This window comes from Streptomyces sp. NPDC002564 (assembly GCF_042889645.1).
Classification (GTDB): domain Bacteria; phylum Actinomycetota; class Actinomycetes; order Streptomycetales; family Streptomycetaceae; genus Streptomyces.
Genome location: NZ_JBIARE010000011.1, coordinates 139,861 through 163,923, shown reverse-complemented (window position 1 = coordinate 163,923; position 24,063 = coordinate 139,861). Strand labels below are relative to the sequence as shown.

The 24,063-nt window shown below is 73.9% G+C and carries 23 protein-coding genes; 5 read left to right on the top strand and 18 right to left on the bottom strand.

Annotated features, from left to right (window positions below):
* The first annotated feature begins 8 nt into the window (after positions 1-8).
* Positions 9-1,277, top strand: a complete 1,269-nt coding sequence (locus tag ACFYXE_RS31545) for an NAD(P)/FAD-dependent oxidoreductase (protein ID WP_389318594.1) — start codon at positions 9-11, stop codon at positions 1,275-1,277.
* Positions 1,278-1,304: 27 nt separating this feature from the next.
* On the opposite strand, the gene ACFYXE_RS31540 is transcribed toward ACFYXE_RS31545, so the two are convergent.
* From ACFYXE_RS31540 to ACFYXE_RS31530, 3 genes are all read right to left on the bottom strand, one after another.
* Positions 1,305-2,810: a cryptochrome/photolyase family protein gene (locus tag ACFYXE_RS31540; RefSeq protein ID WP_389318454.1), complete on the bottom strand. Its 1,506-nt coding sequence runs from the start codon at positions 2,808-2,810 to the stop codon at positions 1,305-1,307.
* The gene (locus tag ACFYXE_RS31535) at positions 2,807-4,195 is read right to left on the bottom strand and encodes a cryptochrome/photolyase family protein (RefSeq protein ID WP_389318452.1); all 1,389 of its coding nucleotides are present in this window, start codon (positions 4,193-4,195) and stop codon (positions 2,807-2,809) included. Before ACFYXE_RS31535 ends, ACFYXE_RS31540 begins: the two co-directional genes overlap by 4 nt.
* Before the next feature lie 163 nt (positions 4,196-4,358).
* Positions 4,359-5,261, bottom strand: a complete 903-nt coding sequence (locus tag ACFYXE_RS31530) for an oxygenase MpaB family protein (protein ID WP_389318450.1) — start codon at positions 5,259-5,261, stop codon at positions 4,359-4,361.
* Positions 5,262-5,528: 267 nt separating this feature from the next.
* Between ACFYXE_RS31530 and ACFYXE_RS31525 the strand changes: the two genes are divergently transcribed.
* From ACFYXE_RS31525 to ACFYXE_RS31515, 3 genes are read left to right on the top strand one after another with little or no spacing between them, the layout of a single operon-like run.
* A complete protein-coding gene (locus ACFYXE_RS31525) occupies positions 5,529-6,764 on the top strand; it encodes a lycopene cyclase family protein (RefSeq protein WP_389318448.1) in 1,236 nt (411 codons plus the stop codon).
* 1 nt (position 6,765) lies between these two features.
* On the top strand, positions 6,766-7,494 hold the full coding sequence (locus ACFYXE_RS31520) for a class I SAM-dependent methyltransferase (protein WP_389318446.1): 729 nt from the start codon (positions 6,766-6,768) through the stop codon (positions 7,492-7,494).
* A complete protein-coding gene (locus tag ACFYXE_RS31515) occupies positions 7,491-9,062 on the top strand; it encodes an FAD-dependent oxidoreductase (RefSeq protein WP_389318444.1) in 1,572 nt (523 codons plus the stop codon). The genes ACFYXE_RS31520 and ACFYXE_RS31515 overlap by 4 nt, the downstream gene beginning before the upstream one ends.
* A gap of 25 nt (positions 9,063-9,087) precedes the next feature.
* Here ACFYXE_RS31515 and ACFYXE_RS31510 read toward each other — a convergent pair whose 3' ends face one another.
* The 11 genes from ACFYXE_RS31510 to ACFYXE_RS31460 all read right to left on the bottom strand — a co-directional run bounded on the left by ACFYXE_RS31510 (position 9,088) and on the right by ACFYXE_RS31460 (position 20,533).
* A complete protein-coding gene (locus tag ACFYXE_RS31510) occupies positions 9,088-10,095 on the bottom strand; it encodes a DUF5914 domain-containing protein (RefSeq protein ID WP_389318442.1) in 1,008 nt (335 codons plus the stop codon).
* Positions 10,092-11,126 (bottom strand): phytoene/squalene synthase family protein, encoded by a 1,035-nt coding sequence (locus ACFYXE_RS31505; protein WP_389318440.1) that lies wholly within the window; start codon positions 11,124-11,126, stop codon positions 10,092-10,094. The genes ACFYXE_RS31510 and ACFYXE_RS31505 overlap by 4 nt, the downstream gene beginning before the upstream one ends.
* Positions 11,123-12,655, bottom strand: a complete 1,533-nt coding sequence (locus ACFYXE_RS31500; protein WP_389318438.1) for a phytoene desaturase — start codon at positions 12,653-12,655, stop codon at positions 11,123-11,125. The genes ACFYXE_RS31505 and ACFYXE_RS31500 overlap by 4 nt, the downstream gene beginning before the upstream one ends.
* Entirely contained in the window at positions 12,652-13,881 is a 1,230-nt protein-coding gene (locus ACFYXE_RS31495) for a polyprenyl synthetase family protein (RefSeq protein ID WP_389318436.1), read from the bottom strand. Before ACFYXE_RS31495 ends, ACFYXE_RS31500 begins: the two co-directional genes overlap by 4 nt.
* 137 nt (positions 13,882-14,018) lie before the next feature.
* Positions 14,019-15,137 carry a serine hydrolase domain-containing protein gene (locus ACFYXE_RS31490; RefSeq protein WP_389318434.1) on the bottom strand — a complete coding sequence of 373 codons (1,119 nt, stop codon included), beginning with the start codon at positions 15,135-15,137 and terminating at the stop codon, positions 14,019-14,021.
* Positions 15,134-16,066 (bottom strand): DUF6895 family protein, encoded by a 933-nt coding sequence (locus ACFYXE_RS31485; RefSeq protein WP_389318432.1) that lies wholly within the window; start codon positions 16,064-16,066, stop codon positions 15,134-15,136. Before ACFYXE_RS31485 ends, ACFYXE_RS31490 begins: the two co-directional genes overlap by 4 nt.
* Positions 16,063-16,863 (bottom strand): hypothetical protein, encoded by an 801-nt coding sequence (locus tag ACFYXE_RS31480; RefSeq protein WP_389318430.1) that lies wholly within the window; start codon positions 16,861-16,863, stop codon positions 16,063-16,065. The genes ACFYXE_RS31485 and ACFYXE_RS31480 overlap by 4 nt, the downstream gene beginning before the upstream one ends.
* The gene (locus tag ACFYXE_RS31475) at positions 16,860-17,042 is read right to left on the bottom strand and encodes a hypothetical protein (RefSeq protein ID WP_361181034.1); all 183 of its coding nucleotides are present in this window, start codon (positions 17,040-17,042) and stop codon (positions 16,860-16,862) included. The genes ACFYXE_RS31480 and ACFYXE_RS31475 overlap by 4 nt, the downstream gene beginning before the upstream one ends.
* A gap of 545 nt (positions 17,043-17,587) precedes the next feature.
* A complete protein-coding gene (locus ACFYXE_RS31470; RefSeq protein ID WP_389318427.1) occupies positions 17,588-19,363 on the bottom strand; it encodes a cytochrome c biogenesis protein DipZ in 1,776 nt (591 codons plus the stop codon).
* A gap of 117 nt (positions 19,364-19,480) precedes the next feature.
* Positions 19,481-19,843: an N-acetyltransferase gene (locus ACFYXE_RS31465; RefSeq protein ID WP_361181032.1), complete on the bottom strand. Its 363-nt coding sequence runs from the start codon at positions 19,841-19,843 to the stop codon at positions 19,481-19,483.
* Between the two features lie 231 nt (positions 19,844-20,074).
* Entirely contained in the window at positions 20,075-20,533 is a 459-nt protein-coding gene (locus tag ACFYXE_RS31460; RefSeq protein WP_389318424.1) for an ATP-binding protein, read from the bottom strand.
* Between the two features lie 339 nt (positions 20,534-20,872).
* Here ACFYXE_RS31460 and ACFYXE_RS31455 point away from each other — a divergent pair, with 339 nt between their 5' ends.
* Entirely contained in the window at positions 20,873-21,223 is a 351-nt protein-coding gene (locus ACFYXE_RS31455; protein ID WP_361181030.1) for a hypothetical protein, read from the top strand.
* Positions 21,224-21,327: 104 nt separating this feature from the next.
* Here the strand turns inward: ACFYXE_RS31455 and ACFYXE_RS31450 are convergent, their stop codons facing one another.
* From ACFYXE_RS31450 to ACFYXE_RS31435, 4 genes are all read right to left on the bottom strand, one after another.
* Positions 21,328-22,791 (bottom strand): reprolysin-like metallopeptidase, encoded by a 1,464-nt coding sequence (locus ACFYXE_RS31450; RefSeq protein WP_389318422.1) that lies wholly within the window; start codon positions 22,789-22,791, stop codon positions 21,328-21,330.
* 330 nt (positions 22,792-23,121) lie between these two features.
* Complete coding sequence (locus tag ACFYXE_RS31445; RefSeq protein WP_389318420.1) at positions 23,122-23,541, bottom strand: hypothetical protein; 420 nt, start codon at positions 23,539-23,541, stop codon at positions 23,122-23,124.
* A 31-nt stretch (positions 23,542-23,572) separates the two neighbouring features.
* A complete protein-coding gene (locus ACFYXE_RS31440; protein WP_389318418.1) occupies positions 23,573-23,752 on the bottom strand; it encodes a CsbD family protein in 180 nt (59 codons plus the stop codon).
* Between the two features lie 42 nt (positions 23,753-23,794).
* Positions 23,795-23,971 carry a hydrophobic protein gene (locus ACFYXE_RS31435; protein WP_389318592.1) on the bottom strand — a complete coding sequence of 59 codons (177 nt, stop codon included), beginning with the start codon at positions 23,969-23,971 and terminating at the stop codon, positions 23,795-23,797.
* Positions 23,972-24,063: the final 92 nt, after the last annotated feature.

Sequence of the window (24,063 nt, the reverse complement as noted above, 5' to 3'; positions counted from 1 at the left end):
TCGTGGAGGTGGTCGCCGTGTTCTGGAGCCGGGGCGGGCCGGATGTCCTCGTGGTGGGGGCCGGGCTCGCCGGGCTGGCCTGCGCCAAGGACCTGGCGGACGTGGGACTGGACGTCCAGGTGCTGGAGGCCGCCGAGGCCGTGGGCGGCCGGATGCGCTCGGACCGCGTGGGCGGATGCGTGATCGATCGCGGTTTCCAGGTGTTCAACACCGCCTACCCGCAGGTCCGCGAGCGCCTGGACCTGCGCGCGCTGCGGCTGCGCCCGTTCACCCCCGGAGTCCTGGTCCACACCGATCGGGGGAGGCTGCGCCTGAGCGACCCCACCCGTGCGCCGCGGGACGTCGTGGACCTGGTCCGCGGCCGGGCGGCGGGCCCGCGCGATCTCGCCGCCCTCGCGGTCCTGTCGGGCCGCGACGCCCTCCTCCCCGCCGGACGGCTCAAGCACCGGCGCGACCACGACACCCGAACGGCCCTGGCCGCGGCCGGATTCTCGGCCCCGTTCGTCGAAGGCTTCTTCCGGCCGTTCCTGTCCGGCATCTTCCTGGAGGAGGAGCTGGAGACGTCGAGCCGCTTCTTCCATCTCGTCTGGCGCAGCATGGTGCGCGGCACCCTCTGCCTGCCCACCGACGGCATCGGCGCCGTACCGGCGCAGCTCGCCGGCCGACTCCCCGCGGAGACGGTGCGGCTGGAATGTCCCGTCGAAGGCCTCACCGACGGCGGTGTGCTGCTCGGCGGCGGAAGCGGGGGAGCGGAGGTGAAGGCGCCCGTCGTGGTCGTGGCGACCGGACCGGGGCCCGCCGCCGCCCTGCTGCCGGACCTCGCCCCACCCGCGTACCGCACCGTCACGACGTACTACCACCTGTGCGAACGCAGCCCGTTGGGCGAGCCGACCCTGCTCACCGACGCGCGCCGGCGCTTTCTGAACACCTGCGTGCTGAGCGAGGTCGTCCCGTCCTGTGCGCCCGACGGCTGCAGCCTGGTGGCCACGTCGGTGCTCGGCGCGGACCGGCCGGGTCGCGAGCACACCGTGCGGGCCGCGCTCGCGGAGGCGTACGAGGCGGACACGGCGGGCTGGGAGCTCCTGACGGTACGCACCGTGCCCGCGGCCCTGCCCGCCATGCTGCCGGGGCACCCGCTCAGCCGCACCAGCCGGATCGCCCGGGGCCGCTATGTCTGCGGCGACCACCGGGCCACCGGATCGGTGCAGGGGGCGCTGGCCTCCGGCGCCCGCGCGGCCCGCGAGATCATCGCCGACCTGCGCAGGGGCGCCGCCTGACCGCCTCGTCCAGGACTCGGCGGCGGGTCACGGCGCGCGGTCGCCGCGGTCGGCGTCCTCCCGCAGCAACTGGTCCAGATCACCCAGGCGTTCGAGGCCGCGCACCGCCTGGACCATGCGGGGGTTGCCGCCCAGGCGCTGCCGGTGCCGGTGCAGGAAGGCCCAGTACCCGGCGGTGTAGGGGCAGGCCTGTTCCCCGGTGCGCCGGGTGGGCCGGTAGGCGCAGGGGCCGCACAGGTCGCTCATGCGGTTCAGGTAGGCGCCGCCCGAGGTGTACGGCTTGGTGGTCATTCGGCCGCCGTCCGCGTACTGGGACATGCCGACGACGTTGGGCAGCATCACCCAGTCGTAGCCGTCGACGAAGCAGCGGTGGAACCAGTCGGTGACCGCGCGCGGGTCGTAGCCGCGCTGCAGCGCGTGACTGCCGAGGACCATCAGGCGCGGGATGTGGTGGGTCCAGCCGGTGTCCCGCACCTGGGCCAGCACGGTGGACAGGCAGCGGGCGGTGACCGCGTCCGCGTCCAGGTCCAGGAACCAGTCGGGCAGCGGCTCGTGGTGGCGCAGCGCGTTGCGGTCGCGGTAGTCGGCGCCGAAGTACCAGTACACCTGCCACACGTACTCCCGCCAGCCCGCGACTTGGCGGACGAAGCCCTCCACGCTGTTCAGCGGGGCCCGGCCCGCCCGCCAGGCGTCCTCGGCGAGCTCCACGACCTCCGCCGGGTCGAGCAGCCCCAGATTGAGGGAGGAGGAGAGCAGGCTGTGGCTCATCACCGGGTCGGCGGCGAGCACCGCGTCCTCGTGCGGCCCGAATCCGGCGAGCCGGTGCTCGACGAACCGGGACAGCGCCGCACGTGCCTCGCGGCGGGACGCGGGGAACAGACGCGGCCCGTCCCGCCCCACGAACTCGATGCCGTCCTCGCGCTCCCAGCGGTCCAGGTCCTCGCGCACCTGCTCGTCGATGTCGTCCTCGCGCGGCCGGTAGGGCGCGGGGGCGTCCAGGGTCCCGGTGCCGCGCGGCGGCGGCTCGCGGTTGTCGTGGTCCAGGTTCCAGCGGCCGCCGACGGGCGAGTCGCCCTCCATGAGCAGGTCGAGGCGGCGCCGCGTCCAGCGGTAGAAGTCCTCCTGCCGCAGCTTCGTCCCCGTGTGTCCGTCGGCCCAGGCACGGAACGCGTCCTGCTCCACCAGGAAGCCCCGGGCGGGCAGCACCTGTACCTGCGGCAGCCGCCGTACGAAGTCGAGTGCGGCCCGCGAGGTGGGGTGATGCACCGTCACATCACTGTCTCCGCAGGCCTCTCGCAGACCCTCCCGGTAGGTCTCGGCCCGGACGTGGCGGGCCCGGTCGCCCAGCTCGGCGGCCCGGTGGCGCATCGCGGACAGCACGAGGTGGGCCTTGGCGCGGTGGAACCTGCGACGCCGGAAGACCGACTTGGCCTCGATGAGGACGACCGGTGCGTCGGGGGCGGGCCCCTGGTCGCCGGGGCGCAGGAAGTGCGGGCCCAACTGGTCGCCGAAGAGCCAGTGCGCGGTGCTCATCCCTTCGCCCCCGTCGTGCGCCCACGGGCCTGCCGGAAGCGGTCCAGGCCGTCGGACAGGTCGACGATCGGATCGGGATAGTCGTAGGCCGCGCGGTCGGGGCCGGACAGCTTCCACGGCTCGTGCACGGCGGGGGCGTCCAGACCTTCGAGTTCGGGCACCCAGCGGCGGACGTACACGCCGTCCGGGTCGTGCCGTCTGGCCTGGGCGAGCGGGTTGAGGACCCGGTTGGGCCGGGTGTCCGTGCCGGTGCCCGCCATCCACTGCCAGTTGAGCTGGTTGTTGGCGATGTCGCCGTCCACCAGCAGGGACAGGAAGTGCCGGGCGCCGACGCGCCAGTCCACGTACAGCGTCTTGGTCAGGAAGCTGGCGGTGAGCAGGCGGGCGCGGTTGTGCATCCAGCCCTCGTGCCGCAGCTGGCGCATCGCCGCGTCGATCACCGGGTAGCCGGTGCGGCCCTCCTTCCAGGCCGCGATGTCCTCGTGCGCCTCTTTCGTGTCGCGCCACCGGTCGTGCCGGCCGCGGTAGTCGTCGGCCGCGGCGTCCGGACGGGCCGCGAGGACCTGCTGGTAGAAGTCCCGCCAGGCGAGCTGGCGTACGAAGGCGGCGGGCCCGGCGCCCTGCTTGTCGCGGAGCCGGTGCAGGATCTCCACGGCGGACAGCGTGCCGAAGTGCAGATGCGCGGAGAGCCGCGAGGTGGCGTCGCCCGGCAGGTCGTCGTGGCGCTCGTCGTACTGACCGACTCCGCCCCGCAGCCAGGCGTTGAGCTGCCGCCGGCCCCGGCTCTCGCCGCCCTCGGCCAGACCCGGCGACACGTCGTCGACGTCCGCGCGGTCCGGCAGTTCCTCCGAGCGCACGTCGTCGGGGACCCGCACGACGCGCGGCGCCGCGAGGGCGTCCCGCCGGGTCTGCTGCGACCAGTGCCGGTAGTAGGGCGTGAAGACGGCGAAGTGGTCCGACGACGCCGGCGTCACCGCGCCCGGGGCGACCGCCGTCCCCACGGTCTCGTGGACGAAGAGCCGGATCCCCTTGGCCTCCAGCGCCTGGTGGAGGCGCTCCTCACGGCGGTGCGCGTGGCTGCTGTACCCCGCTGCCAGGTGGACCTCGTCGGCGTCGGACTCGGCGGCCACCTTGCACACCTCGTCCACGAGGTCACCGGACCGCAGGACGAGCCGCCCGCCGCGTTCGCGCAGGCTGCGGTCGAGGTCGTGCAGGCAGTCGGCCAGGAACGCCAGCCGGTTGGGCGCGGCGAAACCGGCGGCGTCGACCGCACGGTCGCGTACGAACAGCGGCACCACCCGGTCGGCGCCGTGCAGTGCGGAGCGCAGCGGCGGATGGTCGTGCACCCGCAGGTCCGAGGTGAAGAGGACAACGGAGATGATCATGGCGCGGCTCCTCGACGGCGGGCAGGTCTCGCATCAGTGGTTCCGCCCCTGGCCACCGTCCAGATGCGCCGCACGGGGGTCCCTGGTGGGCCGGTCGGGTGATGTGGGAGTGGTGGAAGGGCTCGGGAGCCGAGGAGGAGCGCCGCAGTCGGCCGGGGGAGCCTCAGTCGGCCGAGGGGGCCTCCGCCGGGCCGCCGGCCGGTCGCGTCTGGCCCATCGCCCAGCGGATCAGGCCCGTCGCGGCCCGGCCCACCGGTCGTACGAGCCATCGTTCGGCCGGGTCGAAGCGGGTCAGGCCCAGTTCGGTCGCCGCCCAGTGGGGGAGGAGGGCCACCGCGTTGGAGGCCAGTGCCGCGTAGAAGGGGAGCGCGGGAAGCGGGACGGGAGGCCTGAACAGCAGGTAACGGGTGGTCTCCAACGCCTCGGGCGTGCCGCGCAGTTCGCCGCGGTAGCCGGCCATGCAGTCCGCCAGCGCACGCACCGACTCCGGCGGGTCCGGCACTTCGAGGGCCCGCGCGATACGTGCCGTTTCGGCGATGTACGTGTCGCACTCGTCCCGGGTCAGCGGGTGCGCGCCGAACTGCTGGTGCGCCCGCAGGAAGCTGTCGACCTCGGCGACATGCACCCACTGCACCAGATGCGGGTCCGACGCACGGTAGGGAACGCCCCGGGACGTCCTGCCGCTGATCCGGGCGTGGACGGCGTTCACGCGGTCGCAGGCCGCCTGCGCGCTCCGTGCCGTGCCGTAGGTCGTGGTCGCCAGGAACGTGCTGGTGCGCTGCAGGCGTCCCCACGGATCGCCGCGGAACCCGGAGTGCGCGGCCACGGCGGCCATCGCCTGCGGATGCAGCGACTGCAGCAGCAGCGCGGACAGGCCGCCGATGAACATCGAGCTGTCGCCGTGCACGCGACGGACGGGACTGTCGGGCGCGAACCAGCGGGGGCCGGGGGTGGTGTGGATCCGCTCCCTGTTACGGGGGCCCTCGGGGCCCGCCACCCGCGCGAAGAGCAGGTCTCCGGCGCGCGCCCGTACCGCGTCGAGCCCGCGTGCCATCGTCGTGATCATCGGTCCTCCCGGTCCTCCCGGTCCACCACCGCGCCGCGCGGACGCCCGCGGCGGGATCCGCTGCCCGTGATCGTGCCCGCCGGGGCGGCCCGGTAGCCCCTGTCAGGGATACCGGCGCGCATACGCCCCCGGATGCACCGCCCGGCACGCGGGTCCTGCCTCCGGCCCCGGCCCCGCGCGCCGCGAAGAATCCCGCGCCGTCGGTGCATCCGGGAAGCGGGCGCGTACGGAATGCTGGGCACACGCAGACGACCGGCGAGGGGCTTCATGCGGGACACGGACATCGCCATCGTGGGGGCCGGCGCGGCGGGGCTCTCGCTCGCCCACCGCCTGGCCACCACCCGGCCGGGCATCCGCAGACCGTCCGTGGTCCTGGTCGACGCCCCGGCGGGCCCGCTGCGCCCCGCGGAGCGCACCTGGTGCTTCTGGGAGGAACCGCACGGCGAGTTCGACGCGGCCCTGACCGCGGCCTGGGACACCCTGCGCGTCCACGCCCCCGACGGCACCGCCGTCGCCGCCTCGCCCGCACCCCTGCGCTACAAGATGCTGCGCTCCACCTCCTTCGAGTCGCTGGTCGACGCCCGCCTCGCCGCGGAGCCGAACGTGGCCCGGCTCGCCGCCGTGGTCGAGGAGATCCGCGACGCGGACGACGGCGCCGAGGTCCGCACCCGCACCGCGGCCGGACACCCCCTGACGCTGCGCGCCCGCTGGGTGTTCGACTCCCGGCCGCTGCGGGTCCTGCCACCGGCCCGGACGACGCTGCTGCAGCACTTCCACGGCTGGTTCGTCACGACCGACCGGCCCGCCTTCGACCCGCGGGTGGCGGACCTCATGGACTTCCGCACCGCACAGCCCGCCCAGGGACTCTCCTTCGCCTACGTCCTGCCCACCGGCCCCCGCCACGCCCTCGTCGAGTACACCGAGTTCTCCCGCCAGGTCCTCGACACCGCGGAGTACGAGCAGGCGCTGAACCGATACCTCACCCACGAACTCGGGCTCCGGCACTACGACGTGGCCCGCGTGGAGCACGGCGTGATCCCCATGACCGACGCGCGTTTCCCGCGCCGCGCGGGCCGCTCCGTCTTCCGCATCGGCACCGCGGGCGGCGCGACCCGCCCCTCGACCGGGTACACCTTCGCCGCCATCCAGCGCCAGGCCCGGGCCATCGCCGTCGCCTACCACCGCGGCCGCACCCCCCAGCCGCCCCCGGCCCACTCACCGCGCTCCCGCGCCATGGACGCCGTCCTGCTGCGGGCGCTGGACACCGGGCGGGTGAGCGGCGCGTCGTTCTTCACGGGCCTGTTCCGCCACGTCCCCATGGAACGGCTGCTCCGCTTCCTCGACGGACGCACCAGCGCCTACGAGGACGTGACGATCGGACTGCGCACCCCCGTCGCCCCCATGCTGCGCACGGCCGCCGAACTGCCCCGGCTGCCCAAGCGCCGCGCACCCGCCCCCGTGCCCGGGGCGGCGAGCCGCCCGGCCGACCGGAAAGAGACCTGAGATGACCGTGCTGCGCGACGACACGCTGTCCGCCGCGTTCGACCACGCCGCCCGCACCTACGACCGGCTGGTCGCCGCCAACCCCGGCTACCACGCCCACCTCCGCCGCTCCGCCCGCAGGTTGCGGCTGCCGCGCGGCGGCGCCGGTCTGCGCCTGCTCGACCTGGGCTGCGGCACCGGCGCCTCCACCGCGGCCCTGCGGCACGCCGCGCCCCTGGCCGAGATCGTCGCGGTCGACGCCTCCGCGGGCATGCTCGCCCAGGCCGAGGCCAAACCCTGGCCGCCGGGCGTCACCTTCGTGCACGCCCCCGCCGAACACCTCGCCCAGGCAGGCGTGAAGGGCCCCTTCGACGCGGTGTTCGCCGCCTACCTGTTCCGCAACGTCGCCGACCCGGACACCGTCCTGCACCAGGTCCGCGCGCTCCTGGCACCCCGGGGCCGCCTCGCCGTCCACGAGTACACCCTGAGCGGACGCCTGACGGACCGTCTGGTGTGGACGGCCGTCTGCAAGGCGGTCGTCCAGCCCGCCGGCACCCTGACCGGTGACGGGCCCCTCTACCGCCACCTGTTCCACAGCGTCGCCGACTTCGACACCGCGGACGCCTTCGCCGACCGGACCCGACGGGCCGGATTCTCCGGCGTACGCGTCCTGCCGATGCCCGGCTGGCAGACCGGCATCGTGCACACATTCCTCGCCTCGGCCGACGACGCCGCGGCGGACGCCCGATGACCCGGAACGCCCCCGCGCCCCAGGGACCCGCCCCGCGCCGTGGCCGCGACCGCCGCGCCCGGGTGTGGCGGGCGGCGCCCGGCCTCGCCCGGGTCCCGCACGGCCACCAGGCCCCCACGACGGCGGTCGTCGGCGGCGGCATCGCCGGCCTGGCCGCCGCCACCGCCCTGGCCGAACGCGGCGTGCGCGTCACCCTGTACGAGCGCGAGTACCAGCTGGGCGGCCGCCTGGCGGGCTGGCCCGTCGAGCTCGCCGACGGCTCCACGGCGACCATGAGCCGGGGCTTCCACGCCTTCTTCCGCCAGTACTACAACCTGCGGGGCCTGCTGCGCCGGGCGGACCCCGGGCTGAACATGCTGACCGGCCTCGCCGACTACCCGCTGCGGCACAGCGCGGGATTCGAGGACAGCTTCGCCAAGGTGCCGCGCACACCGCCGTGGAGCGCGCTCGGCTTCGCCGCCCGGAGCCCCACCTTCGGCTGGCGCGACCTCACCGGGATGAACCCGCGCGCCGCCCTGCCCCTGATGGACGTGCGCGTCCCCGACGTCTACCGGCGGCTCGACAAGGTCAGCGCACAGGACCTGCTGGAGCGGATCCGCTTCCCCGAGGCCGCCCACCACCTGGCGTTCGAGGTGTTCTCGCGGAGCTTCTTCGCCGACCCGAGCCGGCTCTCCGCCGCCGAACTCGCCCTGATGTTCCACATCTACTTCCTCGGCTCCAGCGAGGGCCTGCTCTTCGACGTGCCGCAGGAGCCCTTCCCCGCGGCGCTGTGGCAGCCCCTGGCCGCCTACCTCACCGGACACGGAGCCGACCTGCGTACCGGGCAGGCCGTGGAGAGCGTCCGGCCGCAGGGCGACGGCGGATTCCGCGTCGCCACCCAGCACGGCGAGCTCCGGCACGACGCCGTCGTGCTCGCCCTGGACACGGCGGGCCTGCAGTACGTCGTCGCGCGCTCGCCCGGACTCGCCGACCGCGACTGGCGCGAGCGGGTCATGCGCCTGCGCACCGCCCCGCCCTTCCTCGTCTCCCGGCTGTGGCTGGACCGTCCCGTGGCCGCCGACCGCGCCGGGTTCCTCGGCACCAGCGGCTACGGCCCCCTGGACAACGTCAGCGTGCTGGAACGCTGGGAGGGCGAGGCCATGCGCTGGGTCGCCCGCACCGGCGGCTCGGTCGTCGAACTGCACGCCTACGCCGTGGCACCGGGCACCGACCGCACCGCCGAACAGGACCGGCTGCTCGTACAACTGCAGCGCCTCTACCCCGAGACGCGCGACGCCAAGATCGTCGACGAGCGGCACGAATGGCGCGCCGACTGCCCGCTGTTCGCGGTCGGCGGCTACGACGACCGGCCCACCGTGCGCACCACCGACCCGGCCCTGACCGTCGCGGGCGACCTCGTGCGCACCGAGCTGCCCAGCGCCCTCATGGAACGGGCCGCGACCACCGGATTCCTCGCCGCGAACGCCCTGCTCGAACGCTGGGGACTGCACGGCCAGACCCTGTGGTCGGTCCCCGACCGGGGCCGCGTCGGAGCGCTCCGGGCCCTCAACCGGCTGGCCGGAACGTGACGCCCCCGCACGGCGCCGCACGCCCTCACCCCGGAAAACGACCCGTGCTGCGCAGATTCCAGCGGCGCTCCGCGTAGGCGATGTCGTCCCGCCACAGCCGCGCGGCCGCCGCCCGCATGACGGGCCGCAGCGCGGGAGCGGCGCCCTGCGCGACGAGGAAGCCGGGCCGGTGCGAGGTCGCGATCACCGCTTCGACGACGGCGGTGCGCGGCCGCCCCGCCCGGTCCGTGCCCAGCGGCGTCGCATGCGTCTCCACCACGGAACCCGCGCCCTCGCCCCGGGTGATGTGCATGACGACGGTACGGGGCTCCGGCGCGGTGAAGACCGCCCGCACCGGCACGACCGCGCGCCCCGCCACCTTGAACGACACGTCGACGGTGAACGCGTCGTCCTGCTCGTCCCCGGTCAGCGGCGCCACGGTCAGGTCGACGAAGGAGTACGGGTGGAACCAGGCGCCGTGCCAGGGATCGAGCCGGTTGGCGACCACGTCCTCGGGCTCGCAGGTGCCGCTGGTGGTCACCACGGCCGCGACGCTCTGCGCCGGGTCGGGCCGCGGGGGGAGCACCGGCTGCGCCAGCGCCTCCTCACCGCCGACGTCGTCGAGACGCACCCAGGCCAGCACCCCGTCGTCGTAGGCCGGCCAGGGCTGCCAGTCCCCGAACGCCCGGCCGTCCAGGGCCAGTCCGTGCCAGTGGCAGATCAGCGTGCCGCAGCGCACCCGGCTGTCCTTGAGCGGGGCGCCCAGGTGCGGGCAGACGCCCGGGCCCGCCCGCAGGCCGCCGTCCGCGCCGCGCCACAGGACGATCTCCCGGCCCGCCACCGTGCGACCCACCGGGCGGTCGTCCCTGATCCGCCGACTGGCGCCGACCACGTACCAGTTGCCGGACGGCCGGGCCTGGGCGCGCTTCAGGGCCGTCGCGATCACCGCGGGCCGTGCCTCGCGCCAGGTCGGCCGCTGGTCCTCCCAGGCCACGGGGCGGCGGCGCAGCCGCAGCGGGTAGCGCCCGGGCCGGGAGGAGCGCGCGCCTGTCATACCGGTTCCTTCCACGAACGGTGGGCCTGCACGCCGGGAGCGCCGTGCGGCACGGCGTGCGCGGGCGGTGCGGCGAGCGGTGGCACGCCGCCCGGGCCGCGGTGGCGCAGCCTGGCGACGGCCAGCCGGGCCAGGCCGTCGCAGGCGACGGCGGCGCGGCGGCGGCGGGCGACGACCGCCCTGCGGTGCAGCACGGCGTACCCGTCCTCACGGATGGCGTCCAGAATGCCGCCGTAGAGCACGAACGCGGTGCGGATGCAGGGGCGGGAGACGGGGTCGAGCATGGCAAGTCCCGGGGCGGCCGTGCGGTACACGTCGCGGGTGAGGGCGGCGGCGGCCTCCAGCGCGGCCGTGATCCGGCGGTCCCGGCGCCCGCGGGCGCGGCTCCAGTGCAGCAGCGCGCGGTCGACGCCGTGCGCGTGCAGCAGGTCCTGGGGCAGGTAGACGCGGCCGCGGTCGAGGTCCTCACCCACGTCCCGCAGGAAGTTGGTGAGCTGGAACGCGACACCGAGGGCGGCGGCGTGCGGCGCGGCCTCCTCGCGGGGGACGACGGTGCCGAGCACGGGCAGCATCTGCAGGCCGATCACGGCGGCCGAGCCGTGCATGTACCGCTCCAGGTCACCGTAGGTGGCGTACTCGCTCACCTCCAGGTCCAGGCGCATGGACGCCATGAAGTCGGTGAAGTGCGCCGGATCGATGGCGTACCGCCGCGCGGTGTCGGCGAGCGCCCGTACGACGGGCTCGCCGCTCACCCCCGTGCGGATTCCGGCCACCAGCTGCTCTTGGAGCCGGAGCAGCGCGGCGGCCCGCTCCGCCGGAGCGGCGGGGGAGTCGAGGTCGTCGACGATGTCGTCGGCCCAGCGGGCGAAGCCGTACAGGGCGTGCACGGCGGGCCGCCGTTCGACCGGGAGCAGCCGCGTCGCCAGGAAGTAGGTCTTGCCGTGGCGGGCGTTGAGGCGGCGGCAGTGGCCGTACGCGGCGCGCAGCGCGGGATCCGTGATCGCCGCCGCGTCCAGCTCGCGGGCGGTCACTCCGCGCCTCCCGCCGCCAGCGGGCGCCCGGCGGTGCGGGGGCGCCCGCGCGGCGGTCCGGTGATGCGCGCGGCGGCCAGCTTGCCGGAGATGAGCACCGTGGGCACGCCCACGCCGGGCGTGGTGCCGCAGCCCGCGAGTACCGCGTTGTCCGTGCCCCGCACCAGGTTGCGGGGCCGGAAGGGGCCGGTCTGCGGGAAGGTGTGGGCGGCGGAGAAGGGCGTGCCGGCGGCGTGCCCTTGAGCTGTCCAGTCCGCGGGGGTCACCAGGCACTCCTCTTCGATGGCGGCGCCGATCCCGGCGAGACCGCGCCCCTCCAGCTCCGCGAGGAGACGGTCGCGGTAGCGGGGCGCCAGGTCCGTCCACGCGTGGGCGCCGGGGCCGATGTCGGTGTTGGGGCAGGGGGCCAGTACGTAGTGCAGATGCCGTCCGGCGGGGGCCAGGCCGGGATCGGTGGCCGTGGGGCGGGTGATGAGCAGGGAGGGGTCGGACATGAGGTGCCCGCTGCGGGTCAGTTCGTGGAAGGTGCGCTTCCAGGCCGACCCGAAGGAGATCGTGTGATGCGCCAGTTGGGGCCATGTGCGGTCGGTGCCCAGGTGCAGTACGACCGCGGACGGCGAGTGGCGCAGCGGCACCGGCCGTCGCGGGGCCCGGCCGAGCAGCTCGTAGGCGACCGGCAGGTCCGGGGTCAGGACCACCGCGTCGCAGGCGATGCGCTCCTGGTCGGTGACGACGGCCGTGATCCGGCTCCCGGAGCGCTCCAGGCGCCGCACGCCGTGTCCGTAGCGGAACGCCGCGCCCGCGTCGGCGGCGGCGTCCGCCATGGCCCGGGGCACGGCGTGCATGCCGCCGCGCGGGAAGTGGACCCCGGCGACGGTGTCCATGTAGGCGATGACGGCATAGGCGGCCAGGGCCCTGGCCGGTGGCACGCCCGCGTACAGCGCCTGGAAGGAGAAGACGCGCCGCAGCCGTTCGTCGGAGATGAACGACGCGATCCGGGCGTCGAGCCGGCCGAACCCGCCGAGGGCGGCGAGCCGGGCCAGGTCCGGGGTCAGCAGTTCCAGCGGCGAGTCGAAGTTGGTGTCGATGAACCGGCGCATCTGCACCTGGTAGAGCCGGGTCAGCCAGGTGCGCAGCCGCCGGTAGCCGACGGCCTGGCGGGCACCGGCGAAGCGTGCGACCTCGGCCTCCATGGCGTCGGCCGCGGTGTGCACGTCCAGGCTGCTGCCGTCCGCGAACCGCGCCCGGTAGGCGGGGTGCAGCGCGACGAGGTCGAGGCGGTCGCGCAGCGTCTCGCCCACGGCGGCGAAGGCGTCCTCCAGGAGGTCCGGCATGGTCAGCACGGTGGGCCCGGTGTCCATCCGGTAGCCCGCCCGCTCCAGGAGCCCGGCCCGGCCGCCCGGCCGGTCGGCCCGTTCGACGACCGTCACCGCGCGGCCGGAGCCCAGCAGATGCAGGGCGGCCGACAGGCCCGCGAGTCCGGCGCCGACGACCACCACGTGATCGGTGCGCCCGGGAAGGGTCTTCATCGGCTGCCGCCTTCGGCACAGGGGACGCGCGGACCGGCCGGTCCGCCCGCGACGGAGAGGGGACCGGGGGCGGTGGACGGCGCAGCGGGCTCGTCCGCCCCGGAGAGGCCGGCCACGCGGTGGAAGAGGTCGCGCAGCCGCCGGTCGGCGTGCGGGACGAACGCTCCCGCGGAGAGGTGCCGGTTGGCCTGCCCGATCAGCCGGCGGATCTTGTCCTCGACGATCGCGTGGGCCCCTGTCGACACGAACGCCTCCCGCACCCTGCGCACGTCGTCGTCCGCCAGGTCGGCCCGGCCGACGCAGGAGTCGAAGAGGGCCAGCGTGGCACGGTCGCCGGTGGCCTCGGCCCGTGCCGTGGCCACCGCTAGGAGGTAGGTCCCCTTGCCGTCGCGGATGTCGTCCCCCGAGGGTTTGCCGGTCTCACCGGGCTCGCCGAACGCGCCGAAGAGATCGTCGCGCAGCTGGAAGGCGATTCCCGCGCAGCGACCCGCCGAGCACAGCGCCCGGGTCGCGCTCTCGTCGGCGCCCGCGAGCGCCGCGCCGAAGGCCAGCGGACGCTCGACCGAGTACAGGGCGCTCTTGAGCGAGGCGGTGCGGACGGACCTGACCATCGACCGCGAACCGGTGACCTGTCCCTGCAGGTCCAGGTACTGGCCCGCCACCATCTCCGCCCGCATGGACTGCCACAGGGCGCGCACCCGTGGGCCGGTCACCGGCCCGAGCTCGACCGCGGCCAGCACGTCGTCGGCCCAGCTGAGCGCGAGGTCACCCACGAGAATGGCGGCGGCGGCGCCGAACGGCTCCCCGGGCCCGCCCGCCCCGCGCCCCGCGTATTGGCGCTGGATGTCCACGTGGACGGCCGTCCTGCCCCGGCGCAGCGGTGAGCCGTCCATGACGTCGTCGTGGACCAGGGCGCACGTCTGGATGAGTTCGAGCCCCGCGGCGAGCCGCAGGGCCGCCGTCACCTGGCAGGGGCCGACGCCCCTGGCGCTCGCCCGCAGTCCCCACCACAGGAACCGGGAGCGGATCCGCTTGCCGCCCCGCAGCGTGAAGTGGGCGGCCCTGGCCGCGATGTCCTCGGCGAACGTGGGATCGAGGGCCCGCGCCTCCTCCAGGCGTCCGTGCAGGATGTCTTCCAGCGTCCGTCCCACCGCGGCGCCCACGTCGGTGTCGACGACGTGGGCGCGGTCCTTCGGCGCGGCCGGGTCGTCGTCACCGGACGTCACGGCCGGGCCGTCGCCACTGGAAGTGGAGGTGAGTGCTCCTGTCCCCGGGCGCATGGCACGTCCTCTCAACCGTCGGATGGACACGGGTTACAGGACGCTTCCGCCCGCGGGGCGCGCCTGGATGCACCGGCGAGCAGTCAGCCGTCGGCGGACGCGGCCCGGGCGAGGGCCCGCAGGTCCAGATAGGCGCGCTGGATGAAGGCGCCCGTGAGCACCGGGGCGGTGTTGGCCAGCGCGGCGAGCGCGACCCCGGTCCGCGGGCTGAATCCGGCGAACGTGGTGAAGCCCCGGGTGCCGCCGGAGTGGTGGTAGAGGTCGTGACCGGGGCGGGGCCTGATGTTCCAGATCAGGGCGATGCGCCGGCCGGTGCGCGGCAGAGCGATCCGGGGCGTGGTGACGTCGGCGAGCGCGGCGCGCAGGGTGCGGGCGAGCGTGGGCGGAGCGCCGGGGTCGAGGAGGGCGCCGAGGACCGTGAGCAGGTCGCGGGGGCTGGAGCGGACGGCTCCCGCGGCGGGCAGGGCGGGCATCTCCCATGCGGGGCGCGCCCTGCCGTGCCAGAACCCGGTGGCCTGCGGCCCGCCGGGGGCGCAGCCGGTACGGGTGAGGCCGAGCGGGTCCAGGACGCGGTCGGCGAGCAGCGCGGCGAAGTGCTCCTCGACGCGGTCCGCCGGGACCGGGCCGTGGACGGCGCGGGTGAGCAGCTCGCCGAGCAGGCCCGCGCCGAAGTTGGAGTAGCGCATCCGGGTGCCGGGAGCGGCCCGCGACCGGGTGCGCGCCAGGGCGCGGCGCAGGTCGGCGGGGGAGTAGTCGGCGTAGGGGTTGCTGAACCAGGCCGGTGCCCCGCGGCGCAGGAAGCCGGGCGGGAGGCGGGGCAGGCCCGAGGTGTGCGTGGCCAGGTGCAGGAGGGTGATGCGGTCGCCCGGGAGGTGGGGCGCGGCGGACCGGGGCAGGAAGCGGGAGATCGGGTCGTCGTGGGCGACCTCGCCGCGCGCCGCCATCTCGGCCAGCAGCAGCGCGGTGAACGTCTTGGTCAGGGAACCGATCTCGAACCGCGTGTCCGGGTCGGCGGCCGTCCCTCCGTGCCATGCGGTGTCGCCGGAGACGAGCACGGTGTCCTCGCCGCCGCGCCGCACCGCCAGGGCCACCGTGCTCGCCCCCGGCGCGGCGGCGCGCAGCCCGGCGAGCAGGTCCGCAGCCCGGGCGGGCGCGTCGGTGGCCGGCCCGGGGCCGGGGCGCGCGGTCCCGCGCGGGGTCACGGGGCCGCTGTCCCGCCGCCCAGCGTCCGGGACACCGCGAGGGTTCCGGCGATGGCGGCGACCACGGCGGTGTGCTGGTGGTCCGCGAATCGGCGGCCGGGGTCGTCGGGCACCGGGTCGCCGTCGCGCGGCACCAGGCCGTCCGGGTGCTGGGCGCGGGCCAGCCGCTCCCAGTCGGCCGCGGTGCAGTAGGGCTCCACGAGGCAGCAGCCGACGATCATCAGCTCGGCGACGAGGTCCCACTGCTCGATCTCGGCCCAGATGTCGATCCAGGCGGGGAGCCAGGCGGTGACGTAGGCGGTGAGGTCGGCGGGCAGGCCCTCAGGGCGGGCGCCCCAGTCGGTGAGGTGGAAGACCGTGTGGGTGAGGCAGTAGGCGGTCATCCAGTCGATGAGCCAGGGCTCGGGCGTCGCGCCGAGCCAGGTGGCGCGGGTCAGCGTCGCCCAGTCGTACGAGCGCCCTTCCGGGTCGAGGCCCACGACGCGCGCCGCGTTGGCGACGGCGAGCCGCCGGTTGGGCAGGATCTCGACGGCCCGTACCGAGCGCAGCGCGCTGGTGTGGGCGAGCAGGTTCTCCAGGGGTTCGTGCCGCAGCCCGCCGCGTGCGAAGGGGGCGTACGTCTCCAGCGGGTCGGTCATCATCGAGTACCGCAGGAGCCGTTCGTAGAGCATGTCGCCGTCGCCGAGCTGGCGCCAGCAGAAGCCGATGAGCTCGTGGGCGAGCCGCAGGTCGGTGCTGCCGGCCGCCGACTCGCGCAGGACGAGCGAGGCGGCGAGGGCGCTCTCGCCCAGCGGCTTGTACACGCTGTCGGGTTCGCCGAGTTCGGCGGTGGAGTCGGCGGGCAGGGCGCCGAGTTCCCGCTGCGCGTGCAGCCACCCGAGGGCCCGCGAGCTCACTTCGTGCGCGGTGCGTGTCACGGACGTCGTCATGCACCCTCCTGGGCCAGCAGTCGCCGACTGATCGCGACGTCGAGAGCGAGCCGCGCGCCGCCGCCGTGCAGTCCGAGGTAGTCGACCAGGGGCACCGGGTCGAGCGGTACGTGGACGCCTTCGGCGGCCAGCAGGGCGAGCCAGCGGGTGATGCGGGCCGCGGTGGCGAAGTCGCGCCGCAGTACGGCACGGGTCGCGCCCTGCGCGAGGGGCAGCGGGGCCGCGCGGGCCGCGTCGTGCACGGGTCCGTCGAGTCCGGGCAGGGCGAGCGGCGAGAGCTGGCCCATCCGCACCGACCAGGCCTGCCAGGGTGTGCCGGCGTCGGCGTCGGCGTCGGCTTCGGTGAGCTCGGGCGCTCCGGCGGGCCGCTGTACGAGCGCGGTTCCCGCGTCCAGGTCCGGGTCCGCCCCGTGCCGTGGCACGACGGAGGGATCCGCTCCGGTGAACCGGTCGAGCAGCGTGGTGGTGGCCCAGTCCCGCCAGGCGACGATCCAGGGCTCGGCGGGACCCGCGGGGGGCGGGTCGGGTGTGCTCACCGGGGGCGGAAACACCTCGAAGGACTGGGACACGGCCACCGCGTCCTGCGGGTGGAACATGGCCCCGGCGAAGAGGTACGGGGCGAAGGCGTCGGCCCCGACGATACGGATGGCCGCCAGCGCGGCCCGGGGGTCGTCCGCCTTCTCGACGTGCTCGGCGATCGTGGCCGTGCCCTCGATGCCGCGCAGGGCATCGAGGGCACGAAGAGCCAGATCGGCCGCCGACCCTACATACGTGGCCTCCGACCGATCAGGACTCACTTATCCTTCGGCTCCTTCGGTTCCTTCGGCGAGACCAGCGCCAGGAGCAGCAGCAGGCCGGCAGCCTCGGGCGCGTACGTCGGAGCGTCGCTCAGGACCGCCTCCGGCTCCACCATGGCCGTGCCGAGCGCGGTTGCGTCCGTCGGAGTTGTCAGAAGCGGTGTGTGCTGAGCAAGCATCGGTGCCTCCTCGTTGAAAGTCGCCACTATGACCAGTGACGCCCACCCCTGGATTAGTTTAGGGCAGTTAGTCCCATATGTCTGTTCAGAGAGGGAGTCGGTTCCCGAACGGGCATCCAGGGTTGCGTGTTGTTGCCGCGTCAATGTTTGAACCTTCGGCAAAACGGCGGGCCGCCGGACGGCCGCCGAGGGGCGCGGTTCCTCCCCGGGCTTCCAACCTGCTTGAAACGCAGGCAAGTTGGCGCTCGGCAGCCCTCGCGCTGGCTCGTCATACGGCATGGGGCCCGCCCACGCACCGCGGATTGCTGCGACCGGGTGACGGGGCGCACGCAGAGCACCTGCCGCACGCAGTGTGACGTGCGGCAGGTGCCTGGCGGAGGTCGCGGTGCCCGCCTCCGGGCGGAGGAGGCCGGACGCCTCACTGTCCACCGGGAGCGCTCATGGCGCCGACTGTCTCCGCGTGCGGGATCCCTCACGAGCCCGACACCGGTAATCCGTAGCCGCCCCCCGGGCGGATTGGTCGGGAGGTCACCCGAATCAAGGGGTCACCCGAAGGTGAAGACGTAGGCCTGGATGCCGGGGGTGAGCCGGACCTCCAGCCGGGCCTCACGCGCGTTCCCGTCGTCCACGAGGCGGTGCATGGTCGGTGTGCCGTCGATGTCCAGCTTCTTGACGACCTTGCCGTCCTTCAGGACGGTCACCTGTCCTTGTCCCGCCAGGACGAGATTGACGTTCTTGGCCTTGTACGTGAGGGCGAGACGGGCGTCGCGCCCCGCGGTGAAGTACTCGTAGCCGGCCGTCCAAGTGCCGTCCAGGGAGACCCGGTTGACGGGAATGTCGGACGGGAAGCGGTACGCCTTGGGCTTGTCGTCCAGGAGCGGGTCGCCCACGTAGCCCTCGATGAGGTGGTTGCTCAGGTACGTCTCGGGCGTGCGGTCCGCCGTGAGTTGCTCGTCGCCCCGGTCGGTCTTCGGCGGCAGGGTGACCGTGGGGTCCGCCTCCCGCAGCAGGGTACGGATCAGGTCCTCGGTCTGCGCGTACTGTCCCTCGCCGAACTTGAAGTAGCGGACGGTGCCCTCGGCGTCGACCAGGTACTTGGCGGGCCAGAAGCGGTTGCGGTAGTTGTTCCAGGTGGTGAGCTTGTTGTCGAGGGCGACGGGGTAGGTGACGCCGAGCTTCTTCGCCTGGCTCGCCACGTTGCCGGTCTTCTTCTCGAAGCCGAACTCGGGGGAGTGCACGCCGATGACCTCGAGACCGGCCTTCTTGTAGGCGCGCTCCCACGCGGTGATGTGCGGCAGGCTGCGCTGGCAGTTGATGCACGAGTACGTCCAGAAGTCGATCAGGACGACCTTGCCGCGCTCCTGCTTGAGGTCGACCGGGCGCCCGCCCGGAGTGTTGAGCCAGGCACTGATGCCCTCGATCGGCGGGGCCTGCCCGCAGGAGCGCAGTTCGTCCACGCCGTCCGCGCAGCGTGACAGTTCCTTGTTGGAGTCGTCGTAGAGGCCCGAGAGCTGCTGCCGGGCGACATCGCTGTCCTCTATCTTCCGCTGGGCCGCCGAGGTGTAGTCCGGCAGCGCCCGCTGCACCGCGGACGTGACGTCGAGGGCCAGCGCGAGCGCCAGGGCGATCATCAGGCAGCCCGCGACGATCCGCAGCTTCCTGGCCCGCTTGCGGAAGGCGCCGATGCGCTCCGACACGCGCCGCCCGGCCAGGGCGAAGACGAGCAGCGGCAGCGCCGTGCCGACGGCGAACGACACCGTCAGGGCGACGATGTCCATGCTCAGCCGCCCCTGGGCGCCGGCCACGGTGATGGCGGCGAGCACGGGCCCCGCGCACGGCACGTACAGCAGTCCGAGCCCGAGACCGAGGACGAAGGCGCCCCCTTCCTTGTTCACCTGCCGCTGCGGAATACGGGCGAACGGCTTCTCCAGGATCCGCTCGACCGGCGGGAAGATCAGGCCGAGCCCGATGAAGACGAGCAGGGCGAGCCCCACGTACCGCAGGATGTCCTCGGGCAGACCGAGGGCGGTCACGATCGTGACGCCGAGCAGCGTGAAGAAGCTGAAGCTGAGGACGAGTCCGGCGACGACCGCGTACGGACGGCGGTTGCGGCGCCGGGGCGCGGGGGCGGGAGCGGGCGGTTCGTCCGCGGTCCGGCCCGCGCCTCCCGAGGCCGCCGCCCCGACGGGGACGGCCGCGCGCTCCGGGGCGTCAGGTGCTGGTCCGCCCGCGAGGAACACGACCGGCAGCACCGGCAGGATGCACGGGGAGACGGCTGTGATCAGCCCTCCGAGGAGTCCGATCAGGATGAGGATGACCATGGGATGCCGCCTCTGCGTGTGTGCCGAACGTTTCGGCAGGTCCCATGGGTGATTCGGAGCCGGGGGCGGCCGCGGATTGCCGTGCGGCCCCTCCGGTTGTTCCGTCGGCCGGTGTGCTCAGCCGAGCGGTGCCGACGATGCGGGGCGTTCCCGTGGTGTCTTCTCGGCGGGGCGGACGTGCGGGCAGGTGCGCTGAGTCTGCGTCTGGGGCAGGCGCATGCGGTGGGCGAGATCCCGCGTCATGCGCTGGGGCAGGCGGCTGCGCCAGGTCACGTCGGGATAGCAGGACCGCAGATGGGAGATGGCGCGGGTGCCCAGGCCGCTGCTCTGGAGAGGGGCGACGACATGGACTTCGGTGATGACACCGCTCGCGCACTGTTCGCACACCTCGTACGTCAGGTGGCCGACGATGCGCCGGGTGTACACCAGCAGCAGGCTGTCCGCTCTGGCATCGGGCGCGAGGGAGTGCAGGATCTGCACATCACGGTAGGCGAGCAGGCGGCGGTGAAGCCGGCCGCGACGGCGGTTGGATCGGGCGTGCCGGGGCGTCTTGCTTCGCTGTATGACGCGTGCGAGAGATTCCGGCACCCACGCAGGTGTCTCAGGCATGAAGTGCGGCTACCCCTGGTGCGCGGGGTCAATCGTGATGCGGAGGGAGGAGACCGTGGCGGGACGACGGACACGGGGCGCGGCGGGGGCGCGCGCGGACGATTACGTTCCGCGGGGCGCGTCGTCGGACAGCACGATGGCCGCCGTGATGCGCTTGCCCACCGGCACGGCGTGCACCTGGAAGCTCCGGCACACGTTCTTCACGATCTCCAGGCCGTGCTGGCCGACCCGGTCCGGATTCGGCGGCAGGACCGCGGGCAGCGTCGTACCGCTGTCCCACACGCTCACCTCGACCGAGTCCTCCAGGGCCTGCAGCGTCAGGAGGAAGGGGCCGGGGGCGTACTTGAGCACGTTGGTCACCAGTTCGCTGACGACGAGCTGGACCATGCCGGTCACCCGGCCGGAGACGGGCAGGCCGTGGGCGTCCTGCATGTCGGTGAGGAAGGTGCGGGCCAGGTCGCGGGCGGCGGCGATCTCCTCGCTGCCGTCGAACGCGGTGGAGACGGACACGAATTCGCCCAGCCAGGGCGCTCGCTCGCTCTCGTCCACCAATTCGGCCATGGATTCCACCTTGCTTCTCGTGCAGGCCTGCCTCACATGCCCCCTTCCCCCGAACGCACACCTCACCCCGGTCCCCCGGCCCCCGGCACGGCGATCGGGGCCGGCCTCGACGGGCTGCGACACCCGGGGCGGGGGAGCGGGACCGGGCATGGGCCCCGCGGTACGCCAGAAGCGACCCCGAAACCCTAACGGGTACCCGTCCCACAGCCGAAACCGCCTGCCTGCCGCGCCCGCGCACCCCCGGTGACGGGGCGCGCGAACGGCGCGGGGGACCGCGGCAGCCTCGCGCGGGGGGCGTGCGACGGCCGCGGTGATCCACCAGCGTCTAGGCTTCGAGGCATGGAGCAACGGGAGATCATGCAACGAGTCGTCGGCATCCTGACCGAGGCGCTCGAGATGCGCCGCCAGGCACGCGAGAGCCCGGACGGCGAGGTCAGCGACAGCCGGGCGGTGGGCGCGATGCTGGAGGAGATGCTGCCGCCCATCGAGATCCCCACCGACGCCACACCGATCGAGGTGGCCGCGGTGGTCGGTCACGAGCTGGGGCCCGTCATCGAACACATCACCTCGGCCTTCGCCCTTGCGTTCGCGCAGCTCGCCGAGATCCACGACGAGGGGCTGACCGACGTCTCCTCCGCCGACGTGCTGCGGTCGATCGCCCTGCACTTCGAGAACGAGGAAGAGGCGTGACCGAGGAAGAGGCGTGACGGTGGAAGAGGCGTAGCCGGGCGCTCCCCGCGCCGGGAGCGCCCGGCTACGCCTCTTCCGGCTTCCGGCCGCGGCGGACCGACGGGTCAGGACCGGGTGAAGACGGCCTTGAGGGTGTGGGGCCGGTCCATGGTCACCGTGACGTGCTCGTCCGTGATGCCGTGGCGCCGGCCGTCGACCAGCCAGGCGCCGACGTGGTAGCCGTACGCCGGTTCGGCCGTCACCGCGACGGTGCTGCCGGGCGTGTAGGGCCCGTGGACGGCGGGCCGGAGCGTGCCGTTCGGGCCGGCGCCGAGGGTCAGGCGGTGGCGGGCGCGCTGCACCTTCAGGGCGCGGTAGTCGGCGACGACGGGGGTCGTCCTGCGGGCCAGCGCGGCGTTGTTGTTGCGCGCGTCGCCGAGCGGCTGGCCCTCGACCATGTTCTCCGTGTTCGAGTACTGGTTGACCGGGGTGCAGAGGCCCCCGCAGCTCTCCGCGTACGCCATCAGGGTGTGGTGGTCGCGGCGCGGGGTGATCCACCCGGTGCCGCTCGGCGAGTTGAGCAGTTGTTCGTACCCGCCGGGGACCTGCCGCTCCAGGGTGGCGCGGTCGTGGAACATGCCCAGGTTGTGGCCGATCTCGTGCCCGAGGTTGTACCACTCCGTGAGGGACTGCACGTCGACGGCGGAGTAGGCCAGTTCGCTGTCCATGCGGCCCCGCGTGGGCAGGCTGCCCTGTCCGGAGGAGCCGTCGGGCACGTCGTTGATCACGGTGACCAGGTCGACACCCAACTCCTCGCGCCGGCGGTGTGCCGCCTCGCCGAGCTCCGGGTCGTCGGGCCGGGAGAGCTTGTCGAGCATGCGGCGGGCCGTCTGGTCGCCGCGGTATCCGGTGTCGTAGCTGTCGACGATGTCGATGCTGGCCGCGACGTCGCTGTCCGCCAGGGCCTGGTTCATGTACGACTCGGCCAGCCGCAGCCGCGTCAGCATCGCCTGCTCGCTGCCGAGGCGCTGTACCGCGGCCGGGGTGTACCCGGCGAGGACGTCGATGACGACGGGGGCGTCCGCGGACGCGGGGGCGCGGTGCTTGAGGGAGTCGCGCAGCTCGCGGGCGCCGTGCTGGTCGAGCACGGCGTTGTCGGGCGTCGGGTGGCGGCGGGCGTGCGGGTCCTCTTCCGACACGCGGACCCGCGCCCGCTCGCCGGGCAGCGTCGTCAGGTGGTAGGCGCGCGCCCCCACATGGACGAGGCCGTCCAGGACGGGCGTGGTCCCTCTGGCGGGGGCGCACACGTGCCGTGCGGAGATCACGGCCGCCTCCTGCGGTGCCCCCTTCACGTGGCCGGTCCACGTGATGGTGCCCTTGTCGGACTCGCGGCCGTCCTGGACGAGGGTGACGCGGACGCCGGGGAAGGGCTCGAGGGTGTGCTCGGGTGCCTGACCGAAGCGACCGGCGCCGCACAGCCACTGGTAGTCGGCGGCGTTCAGGTCGGCGGTGCGCTGGCGCAGCACGTCCTTCTCGTTGGCGGGCGGCCCCGGCTCGGCGGGTGCGGGCGCGGCCGCCGCCGCGGGCATCAGGAGGGTCAGTGCGGCAGCGCAGGTCAGAGCGGGCCAGAGGGGGCCACCGGGGCGAGGACGTCGCGTCGAGAACATGGCGCTAGCCGTTCCACTGCGCCCGCGCCCGGCAAGCGAGTGCCGTGATCACGTCACCCGACCGCGCCGGGCCAGGCACTCACATGGCGGCCACGCACTCCTCACGCCGTGTATTTGTACCATTACCCTACGAAATGGGTCGGCCGGTGCGGCGCGGTGTGCCGCACCGGCCCCGAGGCGTCGCAGGTAAGGCAGATATCACAGGCGGTGCAGGCGGTGCAGGCGGTGCAGGCGGTGCAGGCGGTGCGGGCGTCACAGGCGGAGCACGCGCTCCGTCGTCTCCTTGTACTGCTGCAGTGCGATGCGCAATTCTTCGGTGCGGTCCTTGGCGTCCTTGTTCGGCCGTCCGTCGCGCAGCCCATGGTGCCGCTCGGTGAGCGCGGCGGTCAGCTGGGCGATGGCTTCCGCGAGGACGCCGTCGGCCTCCTCGACGGCCCTGAGCGGGTTCTCCACAAAGGAGTTGAGGGCCTGCTGGAGGCGCAGGGCCAGCTTCTCCCGCTCTCCCTGGGGCACGAGCAGCGCCCCCGGTGCGCGCATGGGCAGACCGGGGCGGGGTTCCTGCAGGGGCGGACGGGCGGACTCGTGGCGGGGATCCTGCGAGGCGTGCTGCTCGGCGAGGTTCGGATTCCGGGCCTGGGGCGGCTGTTGGGAACGTTCTCTGTCGTACATCATCGTGTGCCACTTCCCTTCGTGCGGCGCGGGCTCAGTGCTCGCGCCGGAAGGCGTCCTTGGCCTTGGTGCCGGACTGCTTCAGATTCCCGGAGACGCGGTCGGTCCTGCCCTCCCGCTGCAGTCGCTTGTTGCGGGTGTTGCGGCCGATGCGCTCCGTGATGCGGCCCTTGAGGGCCTGCGCCTTGTTCCTGAACGAGTGTGCGGAACTCATGTCTGTCCTTGGCTTGTTCGCCGGATGGAGGGAGGTGAGAGGTCACCTGTGGCCGAACCTGCGGCCGCCGCCGCGTCCCCCGCTGGTGCCCCCGCGCCCCCGCATGACGAAGCCGATGATCCAGAGGATCAGCAGCGCGGCGGCGACCCACCAGAGGATCTGCAGGGTGAAGCCGAACCCGAAGATCACCAGGATCAGCAGAAAGAGGAGAATCCACATGAGCACGGCCGGGCCTCCAGGACGCGCGGAGTCGGTCTTCATCCGCGGGGTCCCGGCGAATCGGGAAGGTGGAATGCGCCACCGAACGGTCC